The 25449-nt window shown below is 63.9% G+C and carries 15 protein-coding genes; 3 read left to right on the top strand and 12 right to left on the bottom strand.

All coding sequences use genetic code 11. The features are described from left to right. Positions 1-30: 30 nt before the first annotated feature. From ACLFLU_RS04590 to ACLFLU_RS04555, 8 genes are all read right to left on the bottom strand, one after another. Positions 31-300 (bottom strand): GlsB/YeaQ/YmgE family stress response membrane protein, encoded by a 270-nt coding sequence (locus ACLFLU_RS04590; protein WP_426411153.1) that lies wholly within the window; start codon positions 298-300, stop codon positions 31-33. Between the two features lie 377 nt (positions 301-677). Then, positions 678-1652, bottom strand: coding sequence for an ABC transporter ATP-binding protein (locus ACLFLU_RS04585; RefSeq protein ID WP_426411152.1), 975 nt, complete (start codon positions 1650-1652; stop codon positions 678-680). Next, positions 1649-3064: an amidase gene (locus tag ACLFLU_RS04580; protein ID WP_426411151.1), complete on the bottom strand. Its 1416-nt coding sequence runs from the start codon at positions 3062-3064 to the stop codon at positions 1649-1651. The genes ACLFLU_RS04585 and ACLFLU_RS04580 overlap by 4 nt, the downstream gene beginning before the upstream one ends. Then, positions 3061-3258: a hypothetical protein gene (locus ACLFLU_RS04575; protein ID WP_148754995.1), complete on the bottom strand. Its 198-nt coding sequence runs from the start codon at positions 3256-3258 to the stop codon at positions 3061-3063. Before ACLFLU_RS04575 ends, ACLFLU_RS04580 begins: the two co-directional genes overlap by 4 nt. After that, positions 3255-4316, bottom strand: coding sequence for an ABC transporter ATP-binding protein (locus ACLFLU_RS04570; protein WP_426411150.1), 1062 nt, complete (start codon positions 4314-4316; stop codon positions 3255-3257). Before ACLFLU_RS04570 ends, ACLFLU_RS04575 begins: the two co-directional genes overlap by 4 nt. A 3-nt stretch (positions 4317-4319) precedes the next feature. Next, complete coding sequence (locus ACLFLU_RS04565) at positions 4320-5222, bottom strand: ABC transporter permease (protein WP_426411149.1); 903 nt, start codon at positions 5220-5222, stop codon at positions 4320-4322. A 181-nt stretch (positions 5223-5403) separates the two neighbouring features. Then, a complete protein-coding gene (locus ACLFLU_RS04560) occupies positions 5404-6357 on the bottom strand; it encodes an ABC transporter permease (protein WP_426411148.1) in 954 nt (317 codons plus the stop codon). A gap of 192 nt (positions 6358-6549) precedes the next feature. After that, positions 6550-8205 (bottom strand): ABC transporter substrate-binding protein, encoded by a 1656-nt coding sequence (locus ACLFLU_RS04555; RefSeq protein ID WP_426411147.1) that lies wholly within the window; start codon positions 8203-8205, stop codon positions 6550-6552. Positions 8206-8405: 200 nt separating this feature from the next. Between ACLFLU_RS04555 and ACLFLU_RS04550 the strand changes: the two genes are divergently transcribed. Beyond that, the gene (locus ACLFLU_RS04550; RefSeq protein ID WP_426411146.1) at positions 8406-10001 is read left to right on the top strand and encodes an ABC transporter substrate-binding protein; all 1596 of its coding nucleotides are present in this window, start codon (positions 8406-8408) and stop codon (positions 9999-10001) included. A 191-nt stretch (positions 10002-10192) separates the two neighbouring features. Here ACLFLU_RS04550 and ACLFLU_RS04545 read toward each other — a convergent pair whose 3' ends face one another. The 3 genes from ACLFLU_RS04545 to ACLFLU_RS04535 all read right to left on the bottom strand — a co-directional run bounded on the left by ACLFLU_RS04545 (position 10193) and on the right by ACLFLU_RS04535 (position 21975). Continuing rightward, positions 10193-12424, bottom strand: coding sequence for a CHASE2 domain-containing protein (locus ACLFLU_RS04545; protein ID WP_426411145.1), 2232 nt, complete (start codon positions 12422-12424; stop codon positions 10193-10195). A 160-nt stretch (positions 12425-12584) separates the two neighbouring features. Beyond that, positions 12585-21404 (bottom strand): VCBS domain-containing protein, encoded by an 8820-nt coding sequence (locus tag ACLFLU_RS04540; RefSeq protein WP_426411144.1) that lies wholly within the window; start codon positions 21402-21404, stop codon positions 12585-12587. Between the two features lie 97 nt (positions 21405-21501). Continuing rightward, positions 21502-21975 carry a hypothetical protein gene (locus ACLFLU_RS04535; protein ID WP_426411143.1) on the bottom strand — a complete coding sequence of 158 codons (474 nt, stop codon included), beginning with the start codon at positions 21973-21975 and terminating at the stop codon, positions 21502-21504. A gap of 82 nt (positions 21976-22057) precedes the next feature. On the opposite strand from ACLFLU_RS04535, the gene ACLFLU_RS04530 reads away from it, so the two are divergent. Together ACLFLU_RS04530 and ACLFLU_RS04525 are read left to right on the top strand one after the other, a co-directional pair. Continuing rightward, on the top strand, positions 22058-22810 hold the full coding sequence (locus ACLFLU_RS04530) for a transglutaminase-like cysteine peptidase (protein ID WP_426411142.1): 753 nt from the start codon (positions 22058-22060) through the stop codon (positions 22808-22810). An 86-nt stretch (positions 22811-22896) separates the two neighbouring features. After that, positions 22897-24021 (top strand): lysozyme inhibitor LprI family protein, encoded by a 1125-nt coding sequence (locus ACLFLU_RS04525; RefSeq protein ID WP_426411141.1) that lies wholly within the window; start codon positions 22897-22899, stop codon positions 24019-24021. Positions 24022-24205: 184 nt separating this feature from the next. Here ACLFLU_RS04525 and ACLFLU_RS04520 read toward each other — a convergent pair whose 3' ends face one another. Continuing rightward, on the bottom strand, positions 24206-25405 hold the full coding sequence (locus ACLFLU_RS04520; RefSeq protein WP_426411140.1) for an ABC transporter substrate-binding protein: 1200 nt from the start codon (positions 25403-25405) through the stop codon (positions 24206-24208). Positions 25406-25449: the final 44 nt, after the last annotated feature.

The raw sequence follows: 25449 nt of genomic DNA, 5'->3' as shown, positions 1-25449 counted from the left end.
AGAGGCGGAAGGTTCCGATCGGTCGAACCGCTAGAACCGGCCGCCGCCGCGGATCAGCCGGACCACCAGCAGCAGGATGATGGCGCCGATAGCGGAATAGATGATCTCAGAGACCAGCCCGACGCCAATATGGATGCCGAGCTTCGGGAACAGGAACGTCGCAACGAACGCGCCGGCGATGCCGATCACGATGTCGCCGATGATGCCGAACCCGGCGCCGCGCACAACCTTGCCAGCGAGCCAGCCGGCAACCAGGCCGACGAACAGGATGACGATAAGGCTTTGACCAGAAATATACATAAGATGAAGTCCCTCTCCGTGAACGCCGGCATGGAACCGCAATCGGGATGAATGGGGTCTGAATAGTGTTCCCGGACGGACGGCTCAGACAAAAATCGCGAAAACAACCCCATGCACAGTAGAACGGCCCCGCCGCGACGCGCCCGGTGGATCGTGACAACGGCATGCTGGCGAAGGGGATTTTCCGAGAAGCCGCAAACGACGTTAGGGACGCGCTGAACCCTTATTCCCTCCCCCCTTGCGGGGGAGGGGCAGGGAGAGGGGTGGCCGCAAGCGAGGTCTGAGTTCGTGGCTACCCCTCTCCCCCGCCCTCCCCCGCACGGGCGGAGGGAGCGCAGTTGTGCGCAGGGATGGACTTCAGCTGGACAACGAACGAATTAGATCGCCGCCACCGGCTCCGCCAGCACACACCTCGCGGCCCGGCCGGGGCCGACTTCGACACTCGGCGGCAATTGCTCCAGGCAGCGCGGCTCGGCGAGCTTGCAGCGGGGGGCGAAGGAGCAGTTGTGGGGCTTCTCAGACAGCGATGGCGGGGTGCCGGGGATGGTCTCCAGGCGGGCGCCCCGCTTTGCGCCGTGGATCGTGGAGGCGAGCAGGCCCTTGGCGTAGGGATGGACCGGGGAGCGGACGATGTCGCGCAGGGTGCCCTGCTCCACGATCTGGCCGGCATACATCACCGCAACGCGGTCGCAGATCTCGATGGCGACGCCGATGTCATGGGTGACGAAGATGACGGACATGCCGAACTCGCGTTGCAGCTCGCGCAGCAGCAGCAATATCTGGATCTGCACGGTGGCATCGAGCGCGGTGGTCGGCTCGTCCGCGAGCAAAATCTTGGGCCGGCAGGCGAGCGCAAGCGCAATCATCGCGCGCTGGCGCATGCCGCCGGACATTTCGTGCGGATAGGCGTCCAGCCGCCGCTTTGCAGACGGGATGCGCACGATTTCGAGCATCTCCAATGCCCGCGCGCGCCCCTCTGCATGAGACTTGCCTTCGTGACGCACGACGCTTTCGGCGATCTGCGCGCCGATGGTGTAGACCGGATCGAGCGCCAGCGCCGGCTCCTGAAAGATCATCGACACAGTCTGGCCGCGGAACGCCGACAGATCCTCGTCGTTCATTGCGAGCACGTCGCGGCCCATGACGTTGACCTTGCCGGAGATCTGCGTACGCTTCTTCGGCAACAGCCGCATCAGCGCACGCAGGGTCACGCTCTTGCCCGAACCGGACTCGCCGAGCAGGCCCAGCACCTCGCCATCACCGAGCGAGAGACTGAGATCGTTCACGGCATAGACCGTGCGCTCGCCCGTGAAGCGGATGTTGAGGCCTGAGATCTCGACGAGCTGTGTCATGACGGCAGTTTGGGTACCCGGTCGTGATAATCGGTGACGCGCTGGAAGGCGGCGCCGATGGTGAGCAAGGTCGCTTCATCGAAGGAGCGGCCGATCAGCTGCATGCCGATCGGCAGGCCACTCCTGGTGAAGCCGGAGGGAACGGTGAGCGACGGCAGGCCCAAAAAATTCACCGGACGGGTGAACAGCGTCAGCCGCTGCAACAGCGCCGGCGCGTTCGGCCCGCCGCCGACATCGCTCTCCTCGATTGTCGGCGCCGGGATGGGCGATGCCGGTGCGATGATCGCGTCAACGCCTGCCGCGGCCGCATTGTGCGCGGCGAGGGCCGGGCCACGCCAGCGCATCGCCTCGAGATAAGTGATGGCGGGAACGGCGAGGCCGTTCTGAAGCCGCATCAGTGTCTGCGAGCCATAGTCTTGCGGCCGCTCGATCATCCAGCGCTTGTGGAAGGCGGCAGCTTCAGCCGCGAGCACGAGCTGGCTTGCCGACGACAATTGCCGCTGATCCGGAAGCTCGACCCTGACGATGCCGGCGCCCTCGCGCTTGAGCACCGCGATGGTCTCGTCCAGCACGCGCGCGACCTCGCTATCGAGATCGTCGACATAGAAGGACGCAGGCACGCCGATCTTGAGGCCCTTCAGCGAGCCCTTGGTCGCCGCGACATAGCCCGACAGCGGCTCGTGGCTTGTGGTCGAATCCTCGCGGTCCGGACCGGCCATCAGCGCCAGCAGCAGCGCGCAGTCCTCGGCGGTGCGCGCGAGCGGGCCGACCGTGTCGAGCGATTGCGATAACGGCATCGCACCGGCGCGGCTGACGCGACCGACCGTGGTCTTCAGCCCCGTGACGCCGCAGAAATGCGCGGGCATGCGGATCGAGCCGCCGGTGTCCGAGCCCAGCGCCGCATAAGTCAGCCGCGCCGCGACCGACGAGCCGGAGCCTGATGACGAGCCGCCGGTGATATGCGCGACGTTCCAGGGATTGCGCACCGCGCCGTAATGGGCGTTGTGGCCGGTCGGGCCATAGGCGAACTCGGCCAGATGCAGCGTGCCGAGGCGAACCTGGCCGGCGTCCTTCAAGCGCTGCAAAGCCGTGGATGTCACCGTCGGCACGAAATCGCGGCGGATCAGCGAGCCACAGGTCGCAACGTGGCCTGCGTCGTAATACATGTCCTTGTGCGCGAGCGGCACGCCATGCAGCGGACCGCGGACAGTGCCCTTGGCGAGGTCGGCGTCGGCGACATCGGCCGCCTTCAGCGCCGCCTCCGACTCGATCGACATGAAGGCGTTGAGATGCGGCTGCCACTGCGCGATGCGGTGCAGCAGCGCGCGCGTCACCTCATGCGAGGATACCTGCTTCATCGCGATCGCACGCGCGACCTCGGTGAGCGTCATCAAGGCAGGCTCAGTGCTCATTTCGACACCTTCTGCGTCTGCGCGAGCGGATAGAGCGCAGGCTCGAGGTCGAACGGCAGCGTGCCGGCGATGGCGGCGAAGCCTTCGAATGCGGGCCCGATGGAATTGGAGATGCGCGTCGCGATCTCGTCGTTCACGGGAATACCGGCGACTTGCGCCGTCGCCTGGATCTCTTTTGTCGTTGGTCTCGTCATGCGATGTCCTCTCCCGGCGCGCGGCTATGGCCTGAACCCGGTATCGCCATGTAGCACGCGGCTTCGTGGCCCATTCTATCCACGGCCGTGAGCTTTGGTGCAGCATTTGCGCAGAGCGGCTCCGCAAACGCGCAGCGCGTGTGGAAACGGCAGCCCGACGGCGGATCAATCGGATTGGGCGGATCGCCCGAGATCGGCGGCTTCTCGGTGCGGCTATCAGGATCGGACGACGGCATCGCAGCCAGCAGCGCACGCGTATAGGGATGCGCGGGCTGATCCCAGACCTGGTCGACCGGGCCGAGCTCGACGACCTCGCCGAGATACATCACCAGCACGCGGTCGCTGATGTAGCGGACGACGTTGAGGTCGTGGCTGATGAAGAGATAGGTCAAGCCGAACTCGCGCTTGAGATCGGCCAGCAGATTGAGCACCTGCGCTTCAACGGATTTGTCGAGCGCGGAGACGGCTTCGTCCAGGATCACCAGCCGCGGCGACAGCGCCAAGGCCCGCGCGATGTTGACACGCTGGCGCTGGCCACCGGAGATCTCGTGCGGATAGCGGTTGGCGAAGTTTTCAGGACGCAGGCCGACCTTGCCGAGCAGCTCGCGTGCCAGCGTACGTGCTGCCCCATCGGCCATGCCGTGCACTTTCGGGCCGAAGGCGATCGATTCCTCGATGGTCAGGCGCGGATTGAGCGAGGCGTAGGAATCCTGAAACACCATCTGCATGCCGCGGCGGAGTTCCCGCAGCGACAGCGACTGGCCGACGGTCATGCCGTCATAGATGATGGCGCCGGTATCGCGCGGCATCAGATGCATGAGGAGCCGCGCGGTGGTCGACTTGCCGCAGCCGGATTCGCCGACAATGCCGACCGTCTCGCCCTTGGCGACCGAGAAGGAGACGTTGTCGACGGCGCGCACGGTGCGCTTAGCGGCGAACAGCCCACCACGCACCGGGAAATGTTTTGTCAGGCCGTTGACCTGGAGCAGCGGCTGCGCGACGCCGCCGATGTCCTCGACCGGCTCCAGCATGGCGACTGAGGTGTTGGTCTCGCTCATGGCCTAGTTCCTGATGTCCATGGCGCTGCGCAGGCCGTCCGAAAGCAGATTGAAACAGATCGAGACCGCGAAGATCATCGCGCCCGGCAATGCTGCAACCCAGGGATTGACGTAGATCGCTGTGCGCAAGGTGTTGAGCATCAGGCCCCATTCCGGCTCGGGCGGTTTGGTGCCGAGGCCAAGGAAGGAGAGACCTGCCGCCAGAATCATCGAGACTGAGATCAGGCTCGTGGCATAGACGAAGATCGAGCCCAGCACGTTGCCGAGGATGTGCACGCGCATGATGGTGAACGGCCCCGCACCCGAGGCGCGCGCGGCCTCGACGAAATCCATGTTGCGCACGCCGGTGGTGACGCTTTCGGCGACACGGGTGATCTGCGGGACGAACACGACGGTCAACGACACGATGGAGTTGAGGATGCCGGCGCCCAGCGCGCCGGAGATCGCGATCGCCAGCAGCACGGAGGGGAAGGCGTAGAACACATCGATCGTGCGCATGATCGCGGTGTTGAGCTTGCCGCCGACATAGCCGGCGACGAGGCCGAGCGAGGTGCCGATGCAGAAGGCGAGGATGACCGGCAGGATGCCGATGACCAGCGACAGCCGCCCGCCATAGATCAACCGCGCCAGCATGTCGCGGCCTAGCTCGTCGGTGCCGAGGGGATAACCGACTGTGCCGATGTGGCGAAGGCGGCGGATCATCGAGCCCTTGTAGGGATCTTCGAGACCGAGCCACGGCGCCAGAATGGCGGAGACGAAGATCAGCAGCAGCACGAGTGCGCAGGCCATGCTGACCTTGTCGCGGGCGATACGGCGTCCAACGGTCGCCCAATAGCCGCGCGCTTTGGTGGCGGGCGCGGCCTGAAGCGCGGCGTCGGCGGTCGCGGACAGCGGAAGCTCGCTCATTGGCGCAATTTCCAACGTCGTCCCGGCCTAGTGCGCAATTGCGCACGGAGGGGCCGGGACCCATACCCACGAATGATGGTTTGACGAGGACTCGTGGTTGCCGTCACGTTCCACAACCGCTTACTGGGGTTATGGGTCCCGGCCTTCGCCGGGACGACACTGAATGTGTGGCACCTCATCGCTAGCCCCGCTTGATGCGCGGGTCGATCGCGGCTTGCGCGATGTCGACCAGCAGATTGAGGAAGACGAAGAACAGGGCCAGCACCAGGATCGTGCCCTGCAGCAGCGGCAAATCGCGCTGAAAGATCGCCGAGTTGAGCAGGAAGCCCGAGCCCGGCCAGGAGAACACGGTCTCGATCAGGATCGAGCCGCCGAGCATGTAGCCGAGTTGAAGCCCCATTACGGCGAGCGCGGTCGGCGCGGCATTCTTGATGACGTGGCGGAACACCCCGGTTTCATGCAGGCCTTTGGCGCGCAGCGCTTCGACGAAATCCTGGCTGAGAATATCGCCGGTGAGCGCGCGCACGGTGCGGGTGACGATCCCCATCGGGATCACCGACGTCGTGATCGCCGGCAACACGAGATATCTCAGATGCGCCCAGTCCCAGGCCCAGGAGCTGGAGCCGTTCGGCCCGGCGCCGACTGCGGGCAGCCAGTTCAGCTCCACCGAGAAGATGATGACCAGCACCATGCCGAGCCAGTAATGCGGCACCGAGACGCCGGCGATGGCAAAGGACGTTGCCACCTTGTCGATCCAGGTCTCGCGGAAATAGCCGGCGATCAGGCCGAGCAGGATGCCCATGGTGAAGCCGATGATGGCGGCCGCAATTGCCAGCGTGACGGTGTTGCCGACCGCGCGCATGACTTCGGCGAGCACGGGGCGCCCGGTTGCGATGGAATTGCCGAGATCGCCATGCAGCGCGCGCAGCAGCCAGAGACCGAACTGCACCGGCAGCGGCCGGTCAAAACCATAGGCGGCGCGAAGCTGCGCGGCGAGCTCCTGCGAGGCATCGGCCGGCAGCACCGCGACCAGCGGATCGCCCGGCGTGATGTGTACGAGCAGAAAGCACACCAGCGCCACGCTGATGACGATCGGGATGACATAGACGATGCGTCTGGCGATGTAGGCGAGCACTGGTTGACCTGACGTGATGTCGCACGATTGGTGCGCGGGCTGCAGTAAGGGACGCGCGATGAGAGGGTTCCCTCCCCCCTTGCGGGGGAGGGTTAGGGAGAGGGGTGGCCACACAGGGACCGCCCGTGTGACCCCCCTTCCCCAACCCCTCCCCGCAAGGGGGAGGGGAGCCCTACCAGCGTGCTCGCCTCACTACTGCATCGAGATCGGCGAGAAGTCGATGAACCAGCTCTTCGGCTGGATGACGCCGGTGACTTTCGGGCTCATGGCGCGCGGGCCGACGTCGTGGGCGACGTAGAGGAAGGCTGCGTCGTCGACGGAAGCTGCGTGCAGCTCGGCGAGCGCGGCGTCGCGCGCGGCGGGATCAAAGGTCTGCCGCGCCTTCTTCACCAGCTCGTCGAACTTGGGGTTGTTGATAAAGCCCCAATTGTTCGAGACGGGCGGCGCCATGCTCGATTGCAGGAAGCGCACCAGCGCGAAGAACGGGTCCATCGCCGCATAGGTGACGTTGGTCGCGTTCGAGCCGTTGGCACTGGGATCCTTGGCGCCGCGGCGCCAGTTGGTGAACAGCGTATTCCACTCGATGACGTCAAGCTGCACGTCGAAATAGCATTCGGCGAGCGCCTGCTGGAGATATTCGTTCATCGGCAGCGGCTGCATCTGGCCAGACCCTGATGCAGAGGTCTGGATCTTCACCGTCAGCTTCTTGTTCGGACCAAAACCTGCCTCCTGCATCAGCTTTTGCGCAGCCGGCTTGTCGTACTTGATCTCGAAGGCCGGCTTGCCGCGCCAGGGATGGCCGGGCTCGAAGGTGCCGGTCGCCGGCACCATGAGCCCTGCAAGCAGTCCGTCCTTGAGACCTTCGCGATCGACGCAGAGGTTTGCGGCCTTGCGGACGCGGATGTCGTTCCAGGGCGAGCCTTCGACGCGCGAGAACTGCCACGGCCAGACGTGCGGCTGTTCGTTGGCATAGAGCTTGAAGCCGCGCTGCTTGAGCTCGGGCAGCGCGTCGGGCGCCGGCGCCTCGACCCAGTCGACCTGTCCGGAGAGCAGCGCTGCGGTGCGCGCGTTGGCTTCCGGCATCGGCAAGAGCACCATCTTGTCGATCTTGGGTACGCGGGCCTTGTCCCAATAGTCAGCGTTCTTGACCAGCTCGAGCCGCTCGCGCGGCGTGAAGCTCGCCATCTTCCACGGGCCGGTGCCCGCGGCGTCCTTGGCGAAGGCGGTCCAGGCGGCCTGCGACTTCGCCTTGGCGTCGGCGCCTTCGGCCTTGTCGTAGAAGTGCTGCCACTTCGCCGGGCTCGCCATGAACAGATTGGTGAGGTTGATCGGCAGGAAGCTGTCGGGCTCCTTGGTGGTGAGCTCGACCGTCATGTCGTCGATCTTCTTTGCAGACGCCAGCGTCGGCATGCGCGACGCCGTGACGCCGACCTGGCTGGCGTCGAATTGCGGTGCGTCCTGTTTCAGGACCTTATCGACGTTCCAGACCACCGCATCGGCATTGAACGGCGTGCCGTCATGGAAAGTGACGCCGGGACGCAGCTTGAAGGTCCATTTGGTCTTGTCGGCATCGTCGACCTTCCACTCGGTGGCAAGCCCGGGGATCACCACGCTGGCCTTGTCGGCCGACGACAGATCCCACCCCGTGAGTGCGTCATACATGGTGACGCCGGTGAAGCGGTTGCCTTCAAAACCCTGATCGGGCTGGCCGAGCGTGCGCGGAATGTCGGCAGCGGTCATGCCGATGCGCAGCACGGTTTCGGCGCTGGCCGCGCGCGGCCACGCGGCCGCGGTCGTCAGGGCCAGCGCAGCAATCAGCGCCGCGCGGGTCGTTGTCTTGATAAGCATCGCCTTAGTCCTCTTCCGGCTTTCGATGATTAATTTTGATGCAAACGTATGCAATGGCTATGCCAAGGAGAAACTCATTCTGCAAATTAGCCCTGCGACGACAAGTCCTTGTGATCGCGGGAAGGCAGAGCAGCCGCGCTGCCTATTCTGGCATCAAGATTGCAAGTTTGGCCCTGACTTTTCCCTGGGAGCTTTGGGCCATGCGTATCCGATTATCGACTTGTCTCGCCGTGCTTGCGCTGGCGTCATTCGCAATCCCGGCGCGCGCTGAAACGGTGGTGCGCTACGGCATCTCGATGGCGGACATTCCTTTGACGACGGGCCAGCCCGATCGCGGCGCCGGCGCCTATCAGTTCACGGCGTACACGATCTACGATCCGCTGGTGGCGTGGGAAATGGACGTCGCCGACCGCCCGGGCAAGCTGGTGCCGGGCCTCGCGACCGAATGGAAGGTTGATGACACCGACAAGACCAAATGGCGCTTCGCGCTTCGCAAGGGCGTGAAGTTTCACGACGGCAGCGAGTTCAACGCCGACGCGGTGATCTGGAATCTCGACAAGGTCTTGAACGACAAGGCGCCGCAATTCGACAAGCGGCAGAGCGCACAGGTGAAGACCCGCCTGCCTTCCGTCGCGAGCTACGCCAAGATCGACGACTTCACCGTGGAGATCACGACCAAGACGGTCGACTCCTTCTTTCCCTATCAAATGCTGTGGTTCCTGGTGTCGAGCCCGGCGCAATATGACAAGCTCGGCAAGGATTGGGACAAGTTCGCCAGCCAGCCCTCCGGTACCGGACCGTTCAAATTGACAAAACTGGTGCCGCGCGAGCTCGCCGAGCTCAGCAGGAATCCGGACTACTGGAACGCCAAGCGCATTCCGAAGGTCGACAAGATCGTGCTGGTGCCGATGCCGGAGGCGCTGACGCGCACCAATGCACTGCTCGCAGGGCAAGTCGATCTGATCGAGACGCCGGCGCCCGATGCCGTGCCGCAGCTGAAAGCGGCCGGCATGAAGATCGTCGACAACGTCACGCCGCATGTCTGGAACTATCATCTGAGCGTGTTGCCGGGCTCGCCCTGGACCGACATCCGGTTGCGCAAGGCGCTCAACCTCGCGATCAACCGTGACGAGGTCGTCGGCCTGATGAATGGCCTCGCCAAACCGGCCAAGGGCCAGGTCGACCCGTCGAGCCCGTGGTTCGGCAAGCCGAGCTTCGACATCAAGTATGATCTCGCTGCCGCCAAGAAGCTGGTCGAGGAGGCCGGCTACTCCAAGGCAAAACCGTTGAAGACGACGTTCATCATCGCGCAGGGCGGCACCGGTCAGATGCTGTCGCTGCCGATGAACGAGTTCCTGCAACAGAGTTTCAAGGAGATCGGCATCGACATCGACTTCAAGGTGGTCGAGCTCGAGACGCTCTATACGCATTGGCGCAAAGGCGCGGCCGACGAGATGAACGCCGGTATCACCGCCAACAACATCGCCTATGTCACTTCAGATCCGCTCTACGCCATCGTCCGCTTCTTCGCCTCCGACCAGATCGCGCCGGTCGGCGTCAACTGGGGCGGTTACAAGAACCCGAAGGTTGACGCGCTGATCAACGAGGCCAAGCAGACCTTCGACACCGCCAAGCAGGACGATCTGATCGCCCAGGCGCATGCGTTGATCGTCGATGACGCCGTGCTGGTCTGGGTCGTCCACGACACCAACCCGCACGCGCTGTCGCCGAAGGTGAAGCAGTTCGTGCAGGCGCAGCACTGGTTCCAGGACCTGACGACGATCGGGGTGGAGTGAGGCGGCAGGCCTGCCTGCGTCAAACGACACTGTCGTCCCGGCGAAAGCCGGGACCCATACCCACGAAATTGGGTTTGGCGACGACAGCCAACTCCGATCTCGCGCAATAACTTCTGCTGCGGAGTATGGGTCCCGGCCTGCGCCGGGACGACACCATCACTGAGGCAGCAGCTGGAATGTCTCCCGCATCCCTACTTCGTCAGCAGCGCATACGCGCCCGTCCAGCCCTCCGGCGGCGGATTGACTTTGAACTCCTTGATGCGCGCTTCGTACAGCTTGAACAGCTTATCCAGCGTGTCGGCATCCTCGCTGCGACGGCCGCGCTCGATGGCGTCGAGTGCGCCCTGCCAGTCGCGGTTGCGATAGCAGCCAAGCATCTCGATGGTGATGTTGCGCAGGCGCTGGAACGCGGCTGACTGCATCACATCCTCGCGTCCGGCGATGGCATAGATCACCTCCGGCTCGGTCTTGCCCTTGACCATGATGAAGTCGAGCTCGAGGATCGCGAACTTGTCCTTGGCGGCGAGCGCCGTGCGGGAGCCGACGATGATCGGAAAACCGTACTCCTTGGTCTGGCCTTCCAGGCGCGACGCCAGGTTCACGCTGTCGCCGAGCACCGAATAATTCTTCTTGAGATCGGAGCCCATGTTGCCGACCACGCCGATGCCGGTGTTGAGGCCGATGCCCACGTTGAGCGGGATGTAGACATGGCCGCCATCGGTGGCCTCCTGCTCGCGCTCCTTGTTGACGACGTCGATCTTCTCGAGCATCTGGATCGCTGCCTCGCAGGCGTTGACCTGGTGCTCGGCATCGTCGAGCGGGGCATTCCAGAACGCCATGATGGCGTCGCCCATGTACTTGTCGACGTAGCCCTTCTCTTCGATGATGACGTCGGTGAGCGGCGTCAGGAAGCGGTTCATCAGCGTGATGAGCCCTTGCGGATCGTGCTTGTAGCTTTCCGAGATGGAGGTGAAGCCGCGCACGTCGGAGAACATGATCGTCAGCTCGCGCTCCTCGCCGCCGAGCACGACTTTCTCCGGAGATTGCGCGAGCTGCTCGACCAACACCGGGGACATATATTGCGCGAAGATGCCGCGGATCTGCACGCGCTGCCGCTGCTCGCGCACGAAGCTCGAGAAGATGAACGTCAGGTAGATCGCGGTGGTCGACAACAGCGGATAGGTGAAATCGATGAGGTAGCGGTACTTCCAGTAGAAGAACCAGGACGTGCCGACCAGCACCGCGGCAAACATCGCGCCCGCGAGCACCAGCCGCACCGGCCCGAGATTCGGCGTGAAGATGATGACGAGGACGCCGATGATCAGCGCGGCGAGCAGCTCGACGCCGAGCGCGTAGTTCGGCTGGGAGATCACCGCGCCGCTCAGCACGCTTTCGAGTACCTGGGCATGGATCTCGACACCCGGCATGGTCGAGGACACCGGCGTGGTCTTGAGGTCGTTCAGCCCGACCGCGGAGGTGCCGATCAGCACGAGCTTGCCGGCGATCCTGTTCGGCGGCACCGTATTGTCGAGAACGTCGGCCGCGGAGACGTAGATCGACGAGTCCTGGCGCGCGTAGTGCACCCAGAGCTGGCCGTTCTTGTCGGTCGGGATCTCGACGCCCTTGAGGCGGATGGCGCGGATGCCGGTCTTGTCGGTACGAACCAGCAGCGTCGGCGTTCCCGTGACGACCCGCAGGATCTCGAGGCTGAGCGAGGGCATGATAGTGCCCTGGGCCCGCATGATCATCGGCACGCGCCGGATCAGGCCGTCGCGCTCGGTCTTGATCGTGAACAGGCCGCGGCCGGCCGCGACCTTCTCGATCACTGGCACGTTGCGCAACAGGCCGGGAAATTCGTACAGGAATTTCTCGGCATTCTCCTCGCCGACCGTCGCGACGCCGGTGAAGGGCAGCGTCTTGTCGATCTCCGACGTTATCGCCGTCTGTCCCGTCTCGCCCAGCACCACCTTCGACCGCTTGATCGCTTCCGAGAGGATCTGGTCGTTGCTCGGCAGCTCGCGTAGCTTGGTGCGGGTGACGTCGTCCAGATAGCGCATCTGGTTGGCGACCAGATCCGGATTGAGCCGGTCTGGTTCCGAGAACACCACGTCGAAGCCGATCGCCACCGCACCGTTGTTGGTGAGGTTGATGATCATGTCCGCGATCCGCGTGCGCGACCATGGCCACTGGCCAAACCTGGCGAGGCTCCTGTCGTCGATGTCGACGATGGTGACCGGCCGCGCCGCCTTGTGACGGGGATCGACCAGCTGGAACAGGTCGAAGGTGCGCAGACGCAATTCCTGGACCGGCGGCGGATCCCAGACGCGCAAGCCCGCGAATACGATCAGCAGCGCAAGGCACACCAGCCGCGCAAAGCCGAATCTTCGCGTAAACCATCGGCGCAGGATTTTGAGACGTTTCATGTCAATCGAGCTTCCTGCCGCGCGTCACATACTCGGACCGATCATGGAGCGTCGGCGCGCGATTGGCCATTCCCTGGTAGCGCAGAATTATGGATTTTTTGCCGCGGTCAAGATACGCGCCGGTCGCCAGCAGGCCAGCCGTTCGCCAGTCCGGCGGCCATCAGGTGATGTGGAAGATGAAATCGCTAGCCTTGAGATTTGCGGTGATCACGTTCTTCAGCAGCAGCGACTCATGTTCCGTGACCGAACTAACGCCCGTGCCAAGCTGCTGCTGCCACGCAACCAACGTATCGCCGCTCTGCTGGGTGATGCTGAGGTTGCTGATGGAGCTGACGCCCGAGAACTGGCGCAGGTCGATCCTGTCCATGCCTTCGATGAAATCGGTGATGGTGTGGGCGTAGTCGGCGACGGGATGCCCCTCGTCGTCATACCCGGCCGAGCCCGGCGCGAAGACGAACTGGTCCTTGCCGCCGCCACCGGACAGCGTGTCGCCGGTCGTCGTCGCGAAGATGACGTCCTTCCCGCTGGTGCCGGTCAGCGTGATGCCGTTCTCCGTATTGCCGTGCTCGTTGAAGATGAAGTTGACGGTATCGGAGAGACCGGTGGTCGTATCCGTCACCGTGAGCGTGATCCGGTCGGTGTCCGGCGGCGGGGAGCCGGGAGTGTAAGTGACACCGTTCTGGAAGGCCGTGTTGATGTCAGCGAGCAAGCCGGTCATCGGCGACAGATCGACGCTGCCAGCTGGCGAATTCGCGGCCTCCGCCGTGACCGTGAAGCTATCCGTCGAGGCGTTGGAATCGGTGTCGACGACCGAGAGATTGGTGATGGTGTCGGTGTTGAGGTCGTGATTGTGCGAGACAACGAAATTGTCGGTGTCGATGACGGGGCCACTGGCAGGAGCGGTCACATCCGTGCTGATCGTCGCGGCCTTGCTCGACACCGGGGCCGTACCGTCGGTGCTCATGCTGGTGATGTCGATCGTCGCCGGTGACGCGGAGGTCGTGATGGCGCCGGTGTAGGTATTGTCGAGGGCGTGAACGCCCAGCGGATCGGGCGTGCCAGTGTAGCCGTTGGCCGGCACGAAGCGGATCAGCGCGTCGGGGCCCATCACCAGCGCATGCGTATCGCCGACCGATCCGATATCGACCCACTGATGGGTGCCGGCGACTTCGTATTGCCAGACACCTTCGGTGGTCGCAGCCGAGTCCGACGTCACGGCGACGGCCTTCAGGCTCGCGCCATCGTCGGCGTCGTGGAACTTGCCCGCGAAGAGATGACTGACGGTGTCGCCGGCCGGATTGCTGTCGTTGCCGGCGACCGAGGCCAGCGTCGCGTTGTCGAGCGTCGGGGAGTCGTTGGTGCCGGCGATGTTGATGGTGACGATGCCATTGCCGGTGCCGGTCGCCGTGTGGCCGTCATTGGGCACGATGGCGTATTGCAGCGAGAGCGTATGGCCCGCGGCGAGGAAGTCGAACGCCTGGTTGCCGGAATTGAAGTCCCACGAGAACTGGGCGTGGGTGGCGGTGCCGTTGAGGATGTCGCCGGACTGCACGGTCAGATAGTTCAACAGGTCCGCGTTCGTCAGCCCGTCGATCCCATCCGCCTGCAAGACGCCGTCGAGATAGACGGTGACGTGGTCGAGCGCCACCGTCACGTGATCGGTCGCGTCGGCGTCGGACACCGTCAGCGTGCCGCTTTTGGTCAGCCCGGCATTGGTCTCGGGCAGGGTTGCGCTGGCGGTGTCGTTGGTCCCGGTCGTGATCACCGGCGCGTCGTTGGCGCCAGTGATCGTAATCGTGACCTGAGCCGTGTCGGTCTTGTGGCCATCGTCCAGCGTAGTGGTGGAGACCACCTTCGCGGTCTGGCCCTCGCCGAGGAAATCCAGCGTGCTGTCGGCGATCGAATAGATCCAGCTGACGGCGCCGTTGTTCTTGCCGGTCAGCTGAAGCGACAGCGCGTTTTCAAGCGCCGTGACCTCGTCCGGCGTCAGCGTCAGAGGCGTTGTACCATCGGCAGCGAGCCCGGTCACGGCGTGGTCGGTGATCGTCGCCGTCGGCCGGTCTGTCAGGTCGATGTCGGTGAAATGGATCGTGCCGCCAGTCGGCGTCGACTGGTCCATCGTCGTCGTGGCGCCGGTGAGGTTCGGCTGCTCCGTCACGACTGCGCTCTGCGAGGTCTCGGCGACGGTAAAGGTCGGCTTGTCGTCCGTGGCGTTGTACGTGATCAGCGTGCCACCATGGCCGTCGCTGCTGCCGGCAAAATGCGCGTTGCTGTAATCTCCGCCGGTGAGCTTCACCGTGATGCTGTGGCCGTAGGCATCGCTGACGACGAGATCGCCGGTTTCGGGGTCGTAGGTTGCCGAAGTGCCCCCGTCGAACTTGATGGTCGACAGGTCGAGCTTGTCGGTCGCGGCGAAGCCGGCAACCGATCCGCCGAAGCTCGTAGTGTCGATCTGGAGCTCGGCACCGCCGCCGGAGAAAGTGATGGTCTGCGAAACCGCGCCGTCGACATCGAGCGTCGCGCCAGCGTCGATGGTGACCGAGCCTGCGCCCCACAGCGAACCGAACAGCGACAGGGTCCCGGTGTGAACCTCGATGGCGCCGGTGTTGGTGATGGTGCCGGTGATCGACGTGGTGCCCCAGCTGTAGATCTCGCCGGAATTGTCGATGCTCAGCCCGGACCCGGAAATCGAGGCACCATCGAGCAGATCGATGGCGCCATCGTTGTCGATCGAGGACAGGTTTCCGAACACGCTGGTGCCGGAGACCGTCCAGGTGCCGCTCGCCTCGTTGTCGAACGTGGCGCTTGCGACCGAGATGTTGCCGTTGATGTGGCCGGTGTTGTTGATCGTGATGGCGCCGCCGGTCTCGAAGATGGCATAGGTCGTCGAGGTCACGCTCGCGGAGTCGGGCCCGATGGTGCCGGAATTGTCGATCAGCGCGGTGCCGTACGTGTTCTCCTGAATGGAGATCGCCGCGTGACCGGCGGCGCCGATCACCGAGCCTGTGTCGGTGCCGACCACGGAGCCTGTGTTGGTGATGTGCGTCGAGCCGGTCGCGCCCGCTGCATCCTGCGTGACCGTGATGCCGGTCGAGCTCGTTCCGGTGAGGTGGCCGTCATTGACGATGGTGACGTTACCCGCGCCGGTGGCAAGGGCGGACAGGCCGACCGCGCCGGTCGCGGAGCCTTCATTGGTGACGCTGACGTCGCCACCGCCATGGTCGAAGGCGCCGATCGCGGTGCCAGCGGCGGTGATCTGCGAGGTCGTGCCGGTCGTGACCGTAACCTTGCCGGCGCCCCAGGTGAACGAATCGATGCCGTAGCCGGCATCCGCGGTGATCGTCGCGTCACTGCCGACGATGACGTCGCCATTGACCGCGCTCGAGAAAGCCGCGGTGCCGCCCGGCTTGTAGCCGGCGATGATCGCGCCGGGCGTGGTGCCATCGTTGTTCAGCGTCGCGCCGGAATGGATCGTGCCATTCGCTTCGACGGTGATGGTGCTGTTCAGACCGCTTCCGATCCCGGTCGCGTAGTTGACCGCCACGATGCCCGAGCTGCCGGACGTGATGCTGTCGCCCTTCGCGACCGTGACACTGATGTTGCCTGCATCGATGCTGTAGGCCTTGATTCCATAGGCCGTCGCACCCGAGATCGTGACGTTCGCGCCCAGCGTGACCGTGATGTTGCCGGTGCCGCCGCTCTGGGCAGAGGCCTCGATACCGTAGCTCTGGGTGCCGGCGACGGAAATCGTCGTGCCGGCGAAGCTGTTCACCGTAACGTCGCCATTCCCGTAATTATAGGCGTCGATGCCGGAGCCGGCCGCAGCAGTAATGTTAGCGTAATTGTTGACGACGACCGTGCCGTTGACGCCGGTGTTGGCGCTGGCCCCGGTGGTCGCACCGGCGTAGCCGGCCTGGATGCCGGCCGGCGGGTTGCCGCCCTGATTCAGGCTGCTGCCTGAACTGATTGAGCCGTGGGCATTGACCGTGATCGTGCTGGTCGATGACGCATCGAGCGACATCGCGCGATTGACCGCAACGATGCCGGAGCTGCCTGACGTGACGACGCTGCCGGCCTCAGTGGTGACGGTCTCGCTGCCCGCGCCGTAACTACGCGCGCGGATGCCGTAGATCGAGCTGCCGGTGATGCTGCCGCCGGCGTCGATGGTGATGTCGCCGTCGCCCTGCGTCGTCGCATCGATGCCGTAAGCGCCACCGACGGCGCCGCCGAGCTGGGTGATCGAGATGCCACCGGCATTGGCGGCGTTCAAATTCTCGACGAGGACGCCGACCGAATCCGCACCGGTACCGGTTGCCTTGCCGGTGAGATCATTGACCGTGATACCGCCGGCGCCGGTCGCGCTATCACGCAGCGTGATGCCGTTGCCGGCAAGACCCGTGATGTCGTTTGTTGCCGTCAGCGAGATAGCCCCGGTGCCGTTCTGGGTGACGACGACGCCATTGGCTGTGCCCTTCAGTGCGCCGGTGGGCGTGAGAACGATGCCGGCGGGCTTGCCGAGCGTGCCGCCCGACGCCGTGAAGTCGAGCGCGTCGCCGCTTGACGTCGTGATATCGGCCGCGCCCGTGATCGTGAACGTGCCACCGTTCGACGACTGGCCGGCGATGGTGCCCGTAAAGCTCTGGCCGGCAACCTTGTCGAGCTGAAGCGTATCGGTGCCGCCGGCGAAGGTCACGATTTGCGCTGTCGCCCCCGCGAGCTCCAGCGTCGCGCCGTCATCGATGACCAGCGAACCCGCGCCGGTAAGACCGCCGGAGAGGTTCAGTGTACCCGCCTGCACCTCGATGGTGCCGGTGTTGGTGACGCCGGCCGAGATCGCGTTGGGGCCGGAGACGCCGTAGAGAATGCCTGAATTGCTCAGGCTGCCGCCATTGATCGAAACGCCGGTCAGATAGAGCTTCGACGTACCGTCGACCGTGAACGTTCCGCCGTCGTTGGCGACGGCCAGCGAGGTGAGCTTCAGGATGCCGCCACCGATCGCCTTGATATCGGCGGTGTTGACGATGTGCTCGCCGGAGAAGTCGAGCTCGCCACCATTGGCCTGGATCAGGTGGCTGTTGGTGATCGTATGGAGCACGATCGGATCGATCGTCAGCGTGCCGCTGGTGATTGATATCGTGCCGGTGTTGGTGATGTCGGCGTCGGTGATGGCGCTCGTGCCGGTGGATTGCAGCGCGCCGGCAATGGTCAGCGTGCCGCCCTTGACGATTGCGCTGGAGAGATCGAGCGTCGAGCCAAGTTCGACCGATACGGTACCACCGGTATTGGTCACCTTGTTCGAGATCAGCTTCAGCGTTCCGTCGTTGATCGCAGCCAGCGTCCCGGTGTTGGTGACGGCTTCGCCGTTGATGTCGAGCTCGGCATTGTTGGCCCGGATCGTGCCGCCGTCATTCGTGATCACAGGCGCGGACGTCGTCGCGGCCAGCGTCAAGAGGCCGCCGATCGCATCGATCAGATAAGTATTCGAGATATTGGCATCGGTGATCGTGGTGGTACCGGACGAAGCGAGCGTCCCGGCGACGGTGAGCGCACCGCCGGTCAGGCTGGCGCCGACAAGCGTCAGCTTCTTGTCGGTCTCGACCTTGACGGTGCCGCCATTGTTGATGCCGCTCGACGACACCGTCGCATCGCCGAATGTCAGCGTGACGTCGCTCGCGACCTTGACACCGCCCTTGTTCAGCGCCGCATTGCCGTCGATCGTGCTGTCGCCGGTGACGGCGATCGTGCCGCCCGACGTACTGCTATAATTGTTGATGGTGCCGCCGCTGATCGTGGCGCCGTTCAGGGTCAACGCGGCATCGACAATGACGTTGCCGCTGGAATTGTCGACCACAGACCCCGGACCGATGGCGAGTGCGCCTGCGAGCACCTCGATGGTGCCAGCATTGGTGACCGTTTCGCCGTTCAGCGCATTGCCGGTGCCGCTGACATTGAGGGTGCCGTTGTTCTTGAGGATCCCGTTGCTGAGCACTCCGTTGCCAGTGAGGTCGAGTTCGCCATTGTTCGTAACCGTGCCGATACTCGGCGTCACGAAGATGATCGTGCTACCGCCGGCTTCGCCCGGACTGCCGTCGACCACCGGCGTCCCGGGAAGGACAGCGATCGCGCCACCGTCGATCGTTGCGCCATTGACGGTCAGCTTGCCGCTGGCGTCGACCTTGACGTTGCCGGCGTTGTTGACGCGAGAGCCCTGGTCGATCGTCAGCGCATGATCTGCCCACACCTCAAGCGCGCCGCTGGCTTTGTTGTCGACGGTTTCGTTGGCGAACTCCGCCGCTCCCTTGACGTTGACCGCGCCGAAATTGTTCAGCGTGCCGTTCTCGATCAGGCTGGTGCCGTCGAGCTCCAACGCGCCGTAAATGGTGACGGTGCCGCCGTCGACCGTCGCAGCGTTGACGATCAGCGTCGTCGTGCCGCCATCGACCTTGAGGGTGCCGCCTGCATTGTGGATTTCGGTTAGCGTCGTCAGCGTGCCGCCCGACAGCTCGATCGTGCCGGAATTGGTGATCGACGTCCCGCTCGAGAAATCGCCGCCGTGCGCAAGCGTCAGGTACCCGGCATTCGCGAGCACGCTCGTGCCCGAAAACTCGGCCTTGCCGCCGACCGAGATGCTGCCTGCCGCCAGATTGGTGAGCTTTGAATCGGCGCCGAGCGTGAGCGTCGTGGCGATCGTCAACGAACTCTTGTTGATCACTTCCGGGGCCTTATGGCCCGCGTTGGTGTCGAAGTCGTTCATCGTCAGCGAATTGGCGTACGCGGCTGCGTCGATGGTGACGGGATAGGACGGCGTCAGCCCATGCAGCTGATCGGTGATGACGATGACGTCGTCACCGATCGCCGGCGCGTTGCCGGTTTCCCAATTCGCACCGTCCTTCCAGAAGCCCCCCGAAGGAGCTCCCGGAGCATTCGTCGCGATCCACACCACGGCAGGAGCGTCAGTACCGGTGATCGTGACCGTAATGGTCTGGTCCGAGGTCGCGCCCTGCGAATCCTTGACCGTCACGGTGTAGGTCAGGGTCAGCACCTGGCCCTTCGGGATGAAGTCGGCGAGGTAGACCGGGATATCTCCGAGCGACCAATTGATCGTTCCGGTGCCGGACCCGGTGCTGTCATGACCGGACGCGATCGAGACCGAGAGATCATTGGCGAAGAAGTTGTAGATGCTCTGGGGCACGGTGCCGCCTGGCAGAACCGCGCTGAGTTTGGACACCGATACCGTGTGGGTGTCAGTGAGATCGACATCGGTGAAGGTCAGCGTGCCTGACGTCGGCACCTTGGTGGTGAGCGGGCCGCCCGGGACGCTGGTGCCGCCGGAAAAGGTGATGGTCGGGACGCTGGTGGTGATCACAGGCTTGTCGTTGGTGCCCGTGATCGTGATGGTGATGGGGATGGTGGTGGTTTCAGGGTTGACCCCGAAATTGTCGTCGATGCTGACGATGTAAGTCAGCGTCAACGTTTCGCCGGCCGCGAGGAAGTCGAAGACGTGGTCGGGGATCGTGTAGGTCCAGACCGCAGAACCGTTGTTGTTGTTGCCACCATCGGGAACAACGCTGATCTGGATCTGCGTAGCTGCGATGTCCTGCCTCTGCAGCGCGGTGAGCGAGCCGGTGACATCCTGCTGGCCAGCGTTCTGGTAGACGAAGTTCGGCGCTTGAGCGAGATTCACCGACACCGTCGGCCGGTCGCCCAGGTTTTGGTCGACGAAGGTGATCCGGCCGGAGATCGTGTCGGGAGGCACGGCGTCGGATGTAGTGTCCGCGCGGTCACCGGTCGCGTTAACGTGCTCGGTCAGCTTGAATATCGACGTCACGTTGCCGTTGAGATCGAGGCTGCGCGCAGTCGGCGGGCCGGGAATGCGGTCGACCCCCTTGTCCGCCCCGCCCTGCCCAGGGCCGTTGCCAGTGTTGACGGTGTTGGTGAAGGTCGCGGTTGCGGTGGCACCGGTGTCCGTCTTGATCAGGACGATGTTGCCGTTCTGCGTGATCGTGTCGGTGAAGTTCGTGGTCAGCTTGGTGTTGGTGTTGTTGTCCGTGAACTTCAGCGTGAACACGTCCGTGATCAGCTTCTGCACCTCCGGCGACAGCAGCCCGTTGGTGACCGAGACGTTGCCACCGCTGATCTGGATCATCTGTCCGGCCTGGTTGACCGTCGCGATCGGCAGCAGGGTCAGCTTGTCGAACAGGATGTAGGAGCCGGTGGTGCCGTTCGGTTCGACCAGCACCTGGAAGTTCGCCTGCGGCTGCGGATCGCCGCCACCGGAGGGAACGACGAAGTTGATCTCGGTCAGCACGGCCGTGCCGCGGATGCCCATGGTGGCGACCGGCGTGTCGATCTTCATGTCGCCGTGCTTGGCGGTCTCGCCGGCGACAAAGGTGATGGTGCCCGCGACCAAGCTGAGCAGCGAGGAATTGTTCGACCCGTTGGGGTCGTAGACCATCTCGTTCAGCACCATCCGTGCATTGGAGGACAGGCCGAACACGGTGCCGTCGATGAAGGTGACGCCAAGCGTTGAATCCGAACCGGTCGAGACCACGTCGCCCTTCTCGACGTTGTCGCCGTTGTTCAGGATGACCGAGACGCCGTTGCGGATCGCAGTCGCGCTGCCGGTCAGCTTGGTGACGTGGCCGATGACCTGCGCCGCTGCGGCGCCGGGCGCGGCCTGCGCGACCTGGACGTAACCCGTGAGCGCGCTGACGATGTCGCCGGTGAGATGGGCGCCGTCGGGCGAGGCGATCGCCGCGCGTTTGTCACCCCTGAAATAATCGTGAACGACGAACTCATGGCCATCGTGCGACAGCACGAGATCGACACCCGTGCGCTTGAACTCGCCGTTGAAGATCAGGTTGGGGTCGGCAATGACGATCGCGCCTTCGGGCACGTGGCCATGCGCCTTGGCGGTAAAGGAATCGACATGGCCGTAGCCCGGCGAACGGGAACCTTGGCCATCTAATTGGCCATCCAAGGAGAGCGCGGCGTCAAATTTGCCAGCGTAATTCAACCGGGCACCGTAAAAAGGGTTAAAATCTAAGTAAGTATCGAGCGCCTAAGCTTGCATAGCATTACCAAGTCCTTAGCGAAACCGTCCATTGCTTGTGTGATTTCGCATCACTTGGTCGCCCACGACTATGCCTATGGCGACATCCACAGATATGCTGAAGTATTTTTTCGAATATTTTTAAGTCAAACCCGGTATATTGCGCACATTTCCAGTCGTTCAAAGTAATTATCTGTGCAGATCTGGCCACAGATACTTGTGTCATCTTTTCTTCGTAGTGCCCCGCAACATCCTGCGGCAAATACGGAGTTAAATCTGTGATCCAATTAACAGAACCCGTGAAATAGCGGGTCATTAGCCATAGGTGCAGAATCGGCACACCTACAATTTTTGCCTGTAATTTAATCTGTTTGCGGCATCGAGGCACCTCTGAGCCGGCGACTCGTAAAACTTTACGCGAATTGGGCAGGCCCGGTTCAGCCTGCCCCGTGGTTTTGGCGCCCCGCCCAAGCGCATTAAGCAGAACAAAACGGCCCACCTCGCACTATCTCCGCGAAAGCAACAAGCCCGGCACGTCAAGGTCGAGGGGGACCTGGCGAAGCCGGATAAGGGGATGTCAGATGGAGACCGCTGCTCGCTCGCGCGCCTGGCGCGCTATCCTTGTCCTGTGCGGATTGATCCTGTGCGGATCGGCCGCCGACGTTCGTGCCGGCACGTTGCTGTCGCCCGGCGCAGGCGTGCTTGTGCGCAAATCGGCCGAGCCGTTCGGCGTGTTCGCCTTCGCCATTTCCACCGGTGGCCTGCGGCAGAAATGGTTCGCGCTGAAAGAGAAGCTCGACGACGACATGGTGCAGCTCGCGCTGTGCGACGGCGACCGCGACAATTGCGCCTCGCCCGCGGCGCTGAAGCTGCTCGCCATCGTCGACCAGGCCCGCACCCGCGACGGCCGCGCGCTGCTCGGCGAGACCAACCGCGCCATCAATCTCGCCATCCGCGCCGAAAATGACGGCGCCGAGGACATCTGGAGCTCGCCGCTCGAGACCTTCGATCGCGGCGCCGGCGATTGCGAGGATTACGCCATCGCCAAGCTGGCCGCGCTGCGGCTTGCCGGTGTCGCCGCTGAGGACCTCCGCCTCGTCGTGGTGCGCGACACCCGCAATGGCGAAGGCCATGCGGTTGCCTCGGCAAAGCTCGACGGCCACTGGCTGATGCTGGACAACCGCCGCATGGCCATGGTCGAGGATGACGACGCGCGCAACTACCAGCCGCTGTACGTGCTCCATCAATCCGCCGTGCTGAAATATGCCGGCGAACCCGTGCGGGGCGAGAGCCAGCGGGTGTCGATGGTGTCGGCCGAGGCCGACGCGCGGTGATCCGGGTGTAACCACCCGCCACAAACCCATTTCGCCGCGCGATCCGGGACGCTAGCATAGCCGCGGCCATGCTGGGGACAATTGGAATGCGGTTGATCGTGCTGACTGTGCTTGCGCTGCTGACTTGGCCGGCAGCGCCAGGCTTCGCGCAATCCGGCACATCCGACCGCTCCGTTGCCGACCGGCTGCCGCTGTTCGCTGGGAATAATTGCCAGCAGATCCGCGATCCCGGCAATCAATTGTTCTGCGGTGATCCCGAGTTGTCTGCCGCCGCCGAAAAGCTCAACACCGCAATCGAGGCGCGGCTCGCCCGCCTGCCCGATCGCCTGCCTGCGATCGAAGAGAACGCGATCTGGATCCGCCAGCGCAATCTCGGTTGCGGCATCGTCGGCCAGACCGCGATCCGCACTGAGGATTTCGAGCGGGTGAAGGCCTGCCTTCTCAAAGTGACCGAGGATCGCGCCGCGATCGTGCGGGATCCGGATTTCGACTGTCTCGCAGCCAACACCGCGGCAGGCGCGCTGATCTGCGCAGACCCGTCGCTGGCGCTCACCGAGACCGAGCTCAACAGCCAGGTGCTCGCACTGATCGGCAAGCTTGACCCGACCGCGGCACGCTTTGCCTTCGCAGAATACGGCCGCTGGACGCGCGAGCGCGATCGCAAGTGCAATCTGGTCGGCAAGGAGAACGTGCCGCCCCAGGAGCTTGGCTCCGCGGAAGATTGTCTCGCCGATTATTTAAAGCGCAAGACCGACGAGATCGCGGCCGCCAAGGGTGATCCGAAGAAGGTGTTCGGCCGGCAGGTGGCAGCCAGGGAGCCCGACACCGATGCCGTCGATTTCTGCGCCGCGCGCATCCACGCCGCCAATTCGTGCGGCAATTTCCTCCGCATCAACCGCGTGTATGCGCTCGACAGCCAGGTGACGGATCAGGAGGCGCAGGTCACCGGCGAGATCGAGATGGTCGTGCTGGCGCCGTTCACCACCTGTAGCAAGGTCGCCTCGACCTGCACCGGCACCTGCTGGGACGCCAGCACCGGCCGTCCGCAACCGGGAGCCGCCAACAAGGAGCGCTCCGCAGCGGCCTTCAACGTCACGCGCCGCCTGCGGATCCAGCGGACCTTTGCGTTCGTGAAGGCCGCCGACGGCTGGCGTTGCCGCGAAGACGAGCTGGCGCCCGTGAACTCGGGCACCGCGGGCGGGGGGCCGTAGGGTTGCTCTTCTCTCCCTCTCCCCGTTCTTACGGGGCCGCGACGAGCTTCGCTCGCGCTGAGAGGGTCGGGGTGAGGGGCTGCTTCAGCGAATTCGGTGACAGTTAGACTCGCGGAGAGCCCCCTCACCCGGAATTTGCTGTGCAAATTCAGGCCTCTCCCCGCACGCGGGGAGAGGCGAAAAATCAAAACATCAGATTGTCCTTCACCAGCACCCAGCGACCGCCCCTGACCTGCTGCACCTGGGTGATGGTGTTGGCGAGGTGGTCGGTCTTGGAGAACTTGGTCGGCGGCGAGTTGAAGATGTCGAGGAATTTCTCGCCGGACTCGAGCGAGTCCAGCATCTTCTGTCCGGTCAGATCCTTGCCGGCCTTGTCGGCGTAGAACGCAAACGTCATCACCGCGTTGTAGCCGATGATCGCCTGCGTGTTGGCGTCGGTGTTGAACATCTTCTTGTAGTTGATCAGCCAGTCGTGGACCTTGCCCTTGGCGGTGTCCTCATAAGGGATCTCGAAGCCCGAGGCCGCATAGAGGCCCTCGACCGCCTCCTTGCCCAGCGTCGGCACCTCCAGCACGTTGGTCGGCGTGGCGCCGAGGAAGGTGACGTCCCAGCCCAGCTTCCTCGCCTCCGTCATCGCGCCGATGGTCTCGCGGATCACGGTGCCGAGCACGACGAGGTCGCAGCCGTCGGACTTCATCTTGGCCACTTGCGCGCTGAAATCAGACGCGCCGCGCTTGTAGCTCGTGATCGAGGCGGGCTGCACCTTCATCGCGGCAAGCTGCTGATTGAAGCCGTCGAGCACGTTCTTTCCGTACTCGTCGTCCTGATGCATGATGCAGGGCTTCTGAAAACCTTTCCACTCCATCATGTATTTCAGCGCGGCCCGGGTGCTCTCGACGTAAGGCAGCAAATTGTTGAACTTGAGCCGCTCTTGCGGCTTGGCCTGGTCGAACTTGAAGGTGAACTCGGCAGCCGTCAGCGGAAACAGCTGGAGCACTCCGGCATCGAACAGGATGTCCTGCGCGGCCAGCGTCGGCGCCGAGCCCATCGAGCCGATCATGACGAAGATCTTGTCGCGCTCGACCATCTTCTGCGAGGCCAGAACGCCCTTCTTCGGATCATAACCGTTGTCCTCGAGGATCATCCTGATCTTGCGGCCCTGGATGCCGCCGGCCGCATTGATCTCCTCGACCGCCATTTTCATGCCGTTGGAGACCGGCACGCCCCAGACCTTGATCGGGCCCGACAAATCCTGATGAGTGCCGATGACGATCTCGCCCGCCGAGATGCCTTCGTTAGTGACTTTGGTTTGCGCCGCGGCCGGCAGACAGGTGAGCGCGACCGCACCCACAGCAAGGCCGAACGCTTTCAACGATTTCGACATTGACGTCTCCTCCTTAGGCCTATGTTGCACGAAGGGCGTGGCCA

The organism is Bradyrhizobium ganzhouense (genome assembly GCF_049949285.1).
Lineage (GTDB): Bacteria > Pseudomonadota > Alphaproteobacteria > Rhizobiales > Xanthobacteraceae > Bradyrhizobium > Bradyrhizobium ganzhouense.
Note: the sequence above shows the minus strand (reverse complement) of the source record. Positions and strands in the feature narration are given on the sequence as shown.

Coding starts and splice junctions, on each gene's coding strand:
- ACLFLU_RS04590 (WP_426411153.1), bottom strand. CDS start 300: ATGTATATTTCTGGTCAAAGCCTTATCGTCATCCTGTTCGTCGGCCTG.
- ACLFLU_RS04585 (WP_426411152.1), bottom strand. CDS start 1,652: ATGACACAGCTCGTCGAGATCTCAGGCCTCAACATCCGCTTCACGGGC.
- ACLFLU_RS04580 (WP_426411151.1), bottom strand. CDS start 3,064: ATGAGCACTGAGCCTGCCTTGATGACGCTCACCGAGGTCGCGCGTGCG.
- ACLFLU_RS04575 (WP_148754995.1), bottom strand. CDS start 3,258: ATGACGAGACCAACGACAAAAGAGATCCAGGCGACGGCGCAAGTCGCC.
- ACLFLU_RS04570 (WP_426411150.1), bottom strand. CDS start 4,316: ATGAGCGAGACCAACACCTCAGTCGCCATGCTGGAGCCGGTCGAGGAC.
- ACLFLU_RS04565 (WP_426411149.1), bottom strand. CDS start 5,222: ATGAGCGAGCTTCCGCTGTCCGCGACCGCCGACGCCGCGCTTCAGGCC.
- ACLFLU_RS04555 (WP_426411147.1), bottom strand. CDS start 8,205: ATGCTTATCAAGACAACGACCCGCGCGGCGCTGATTGCTGCGCTGGCC.
- ACLFLU_RS04550 (WP_426411146.1), top strand. CDS start 8,406: ATGCGTATCCGATTATCGACTTGTCTCGCCGTGCTTGCGCTGGCGTCA.
- ACLFLU_RS04545 (WP_426411145.1), bottom strand. CDS start 12,424: ATGAAACGTCTCAAAATCCTGCGCCGATGGTTTACGCGAAGATTCGGC.
- ACLFLU_RS04530 (WP_426411142.1), top strand. CDS start 22,058: ATGGAGACCGCTGCTCGCTCGCGCGCCTGGCGCGCTATCCTTGTCCTG.
- ACLFLU_RS04525 (WP_426411141.1), top strand. CDS start 22,897: ATGCGGTTGATCGTGCTGACTGTGCTTGCGCTGCTGACTTGGCCGGCA.
- ACLFLU_RS04520 (WP_426411140.1), bottom strand. CDS start 25,405: ATGTCGAAATCGTTGAAAGCGTTCGGCCTTGCTGTGGGTGCGGTCGCG.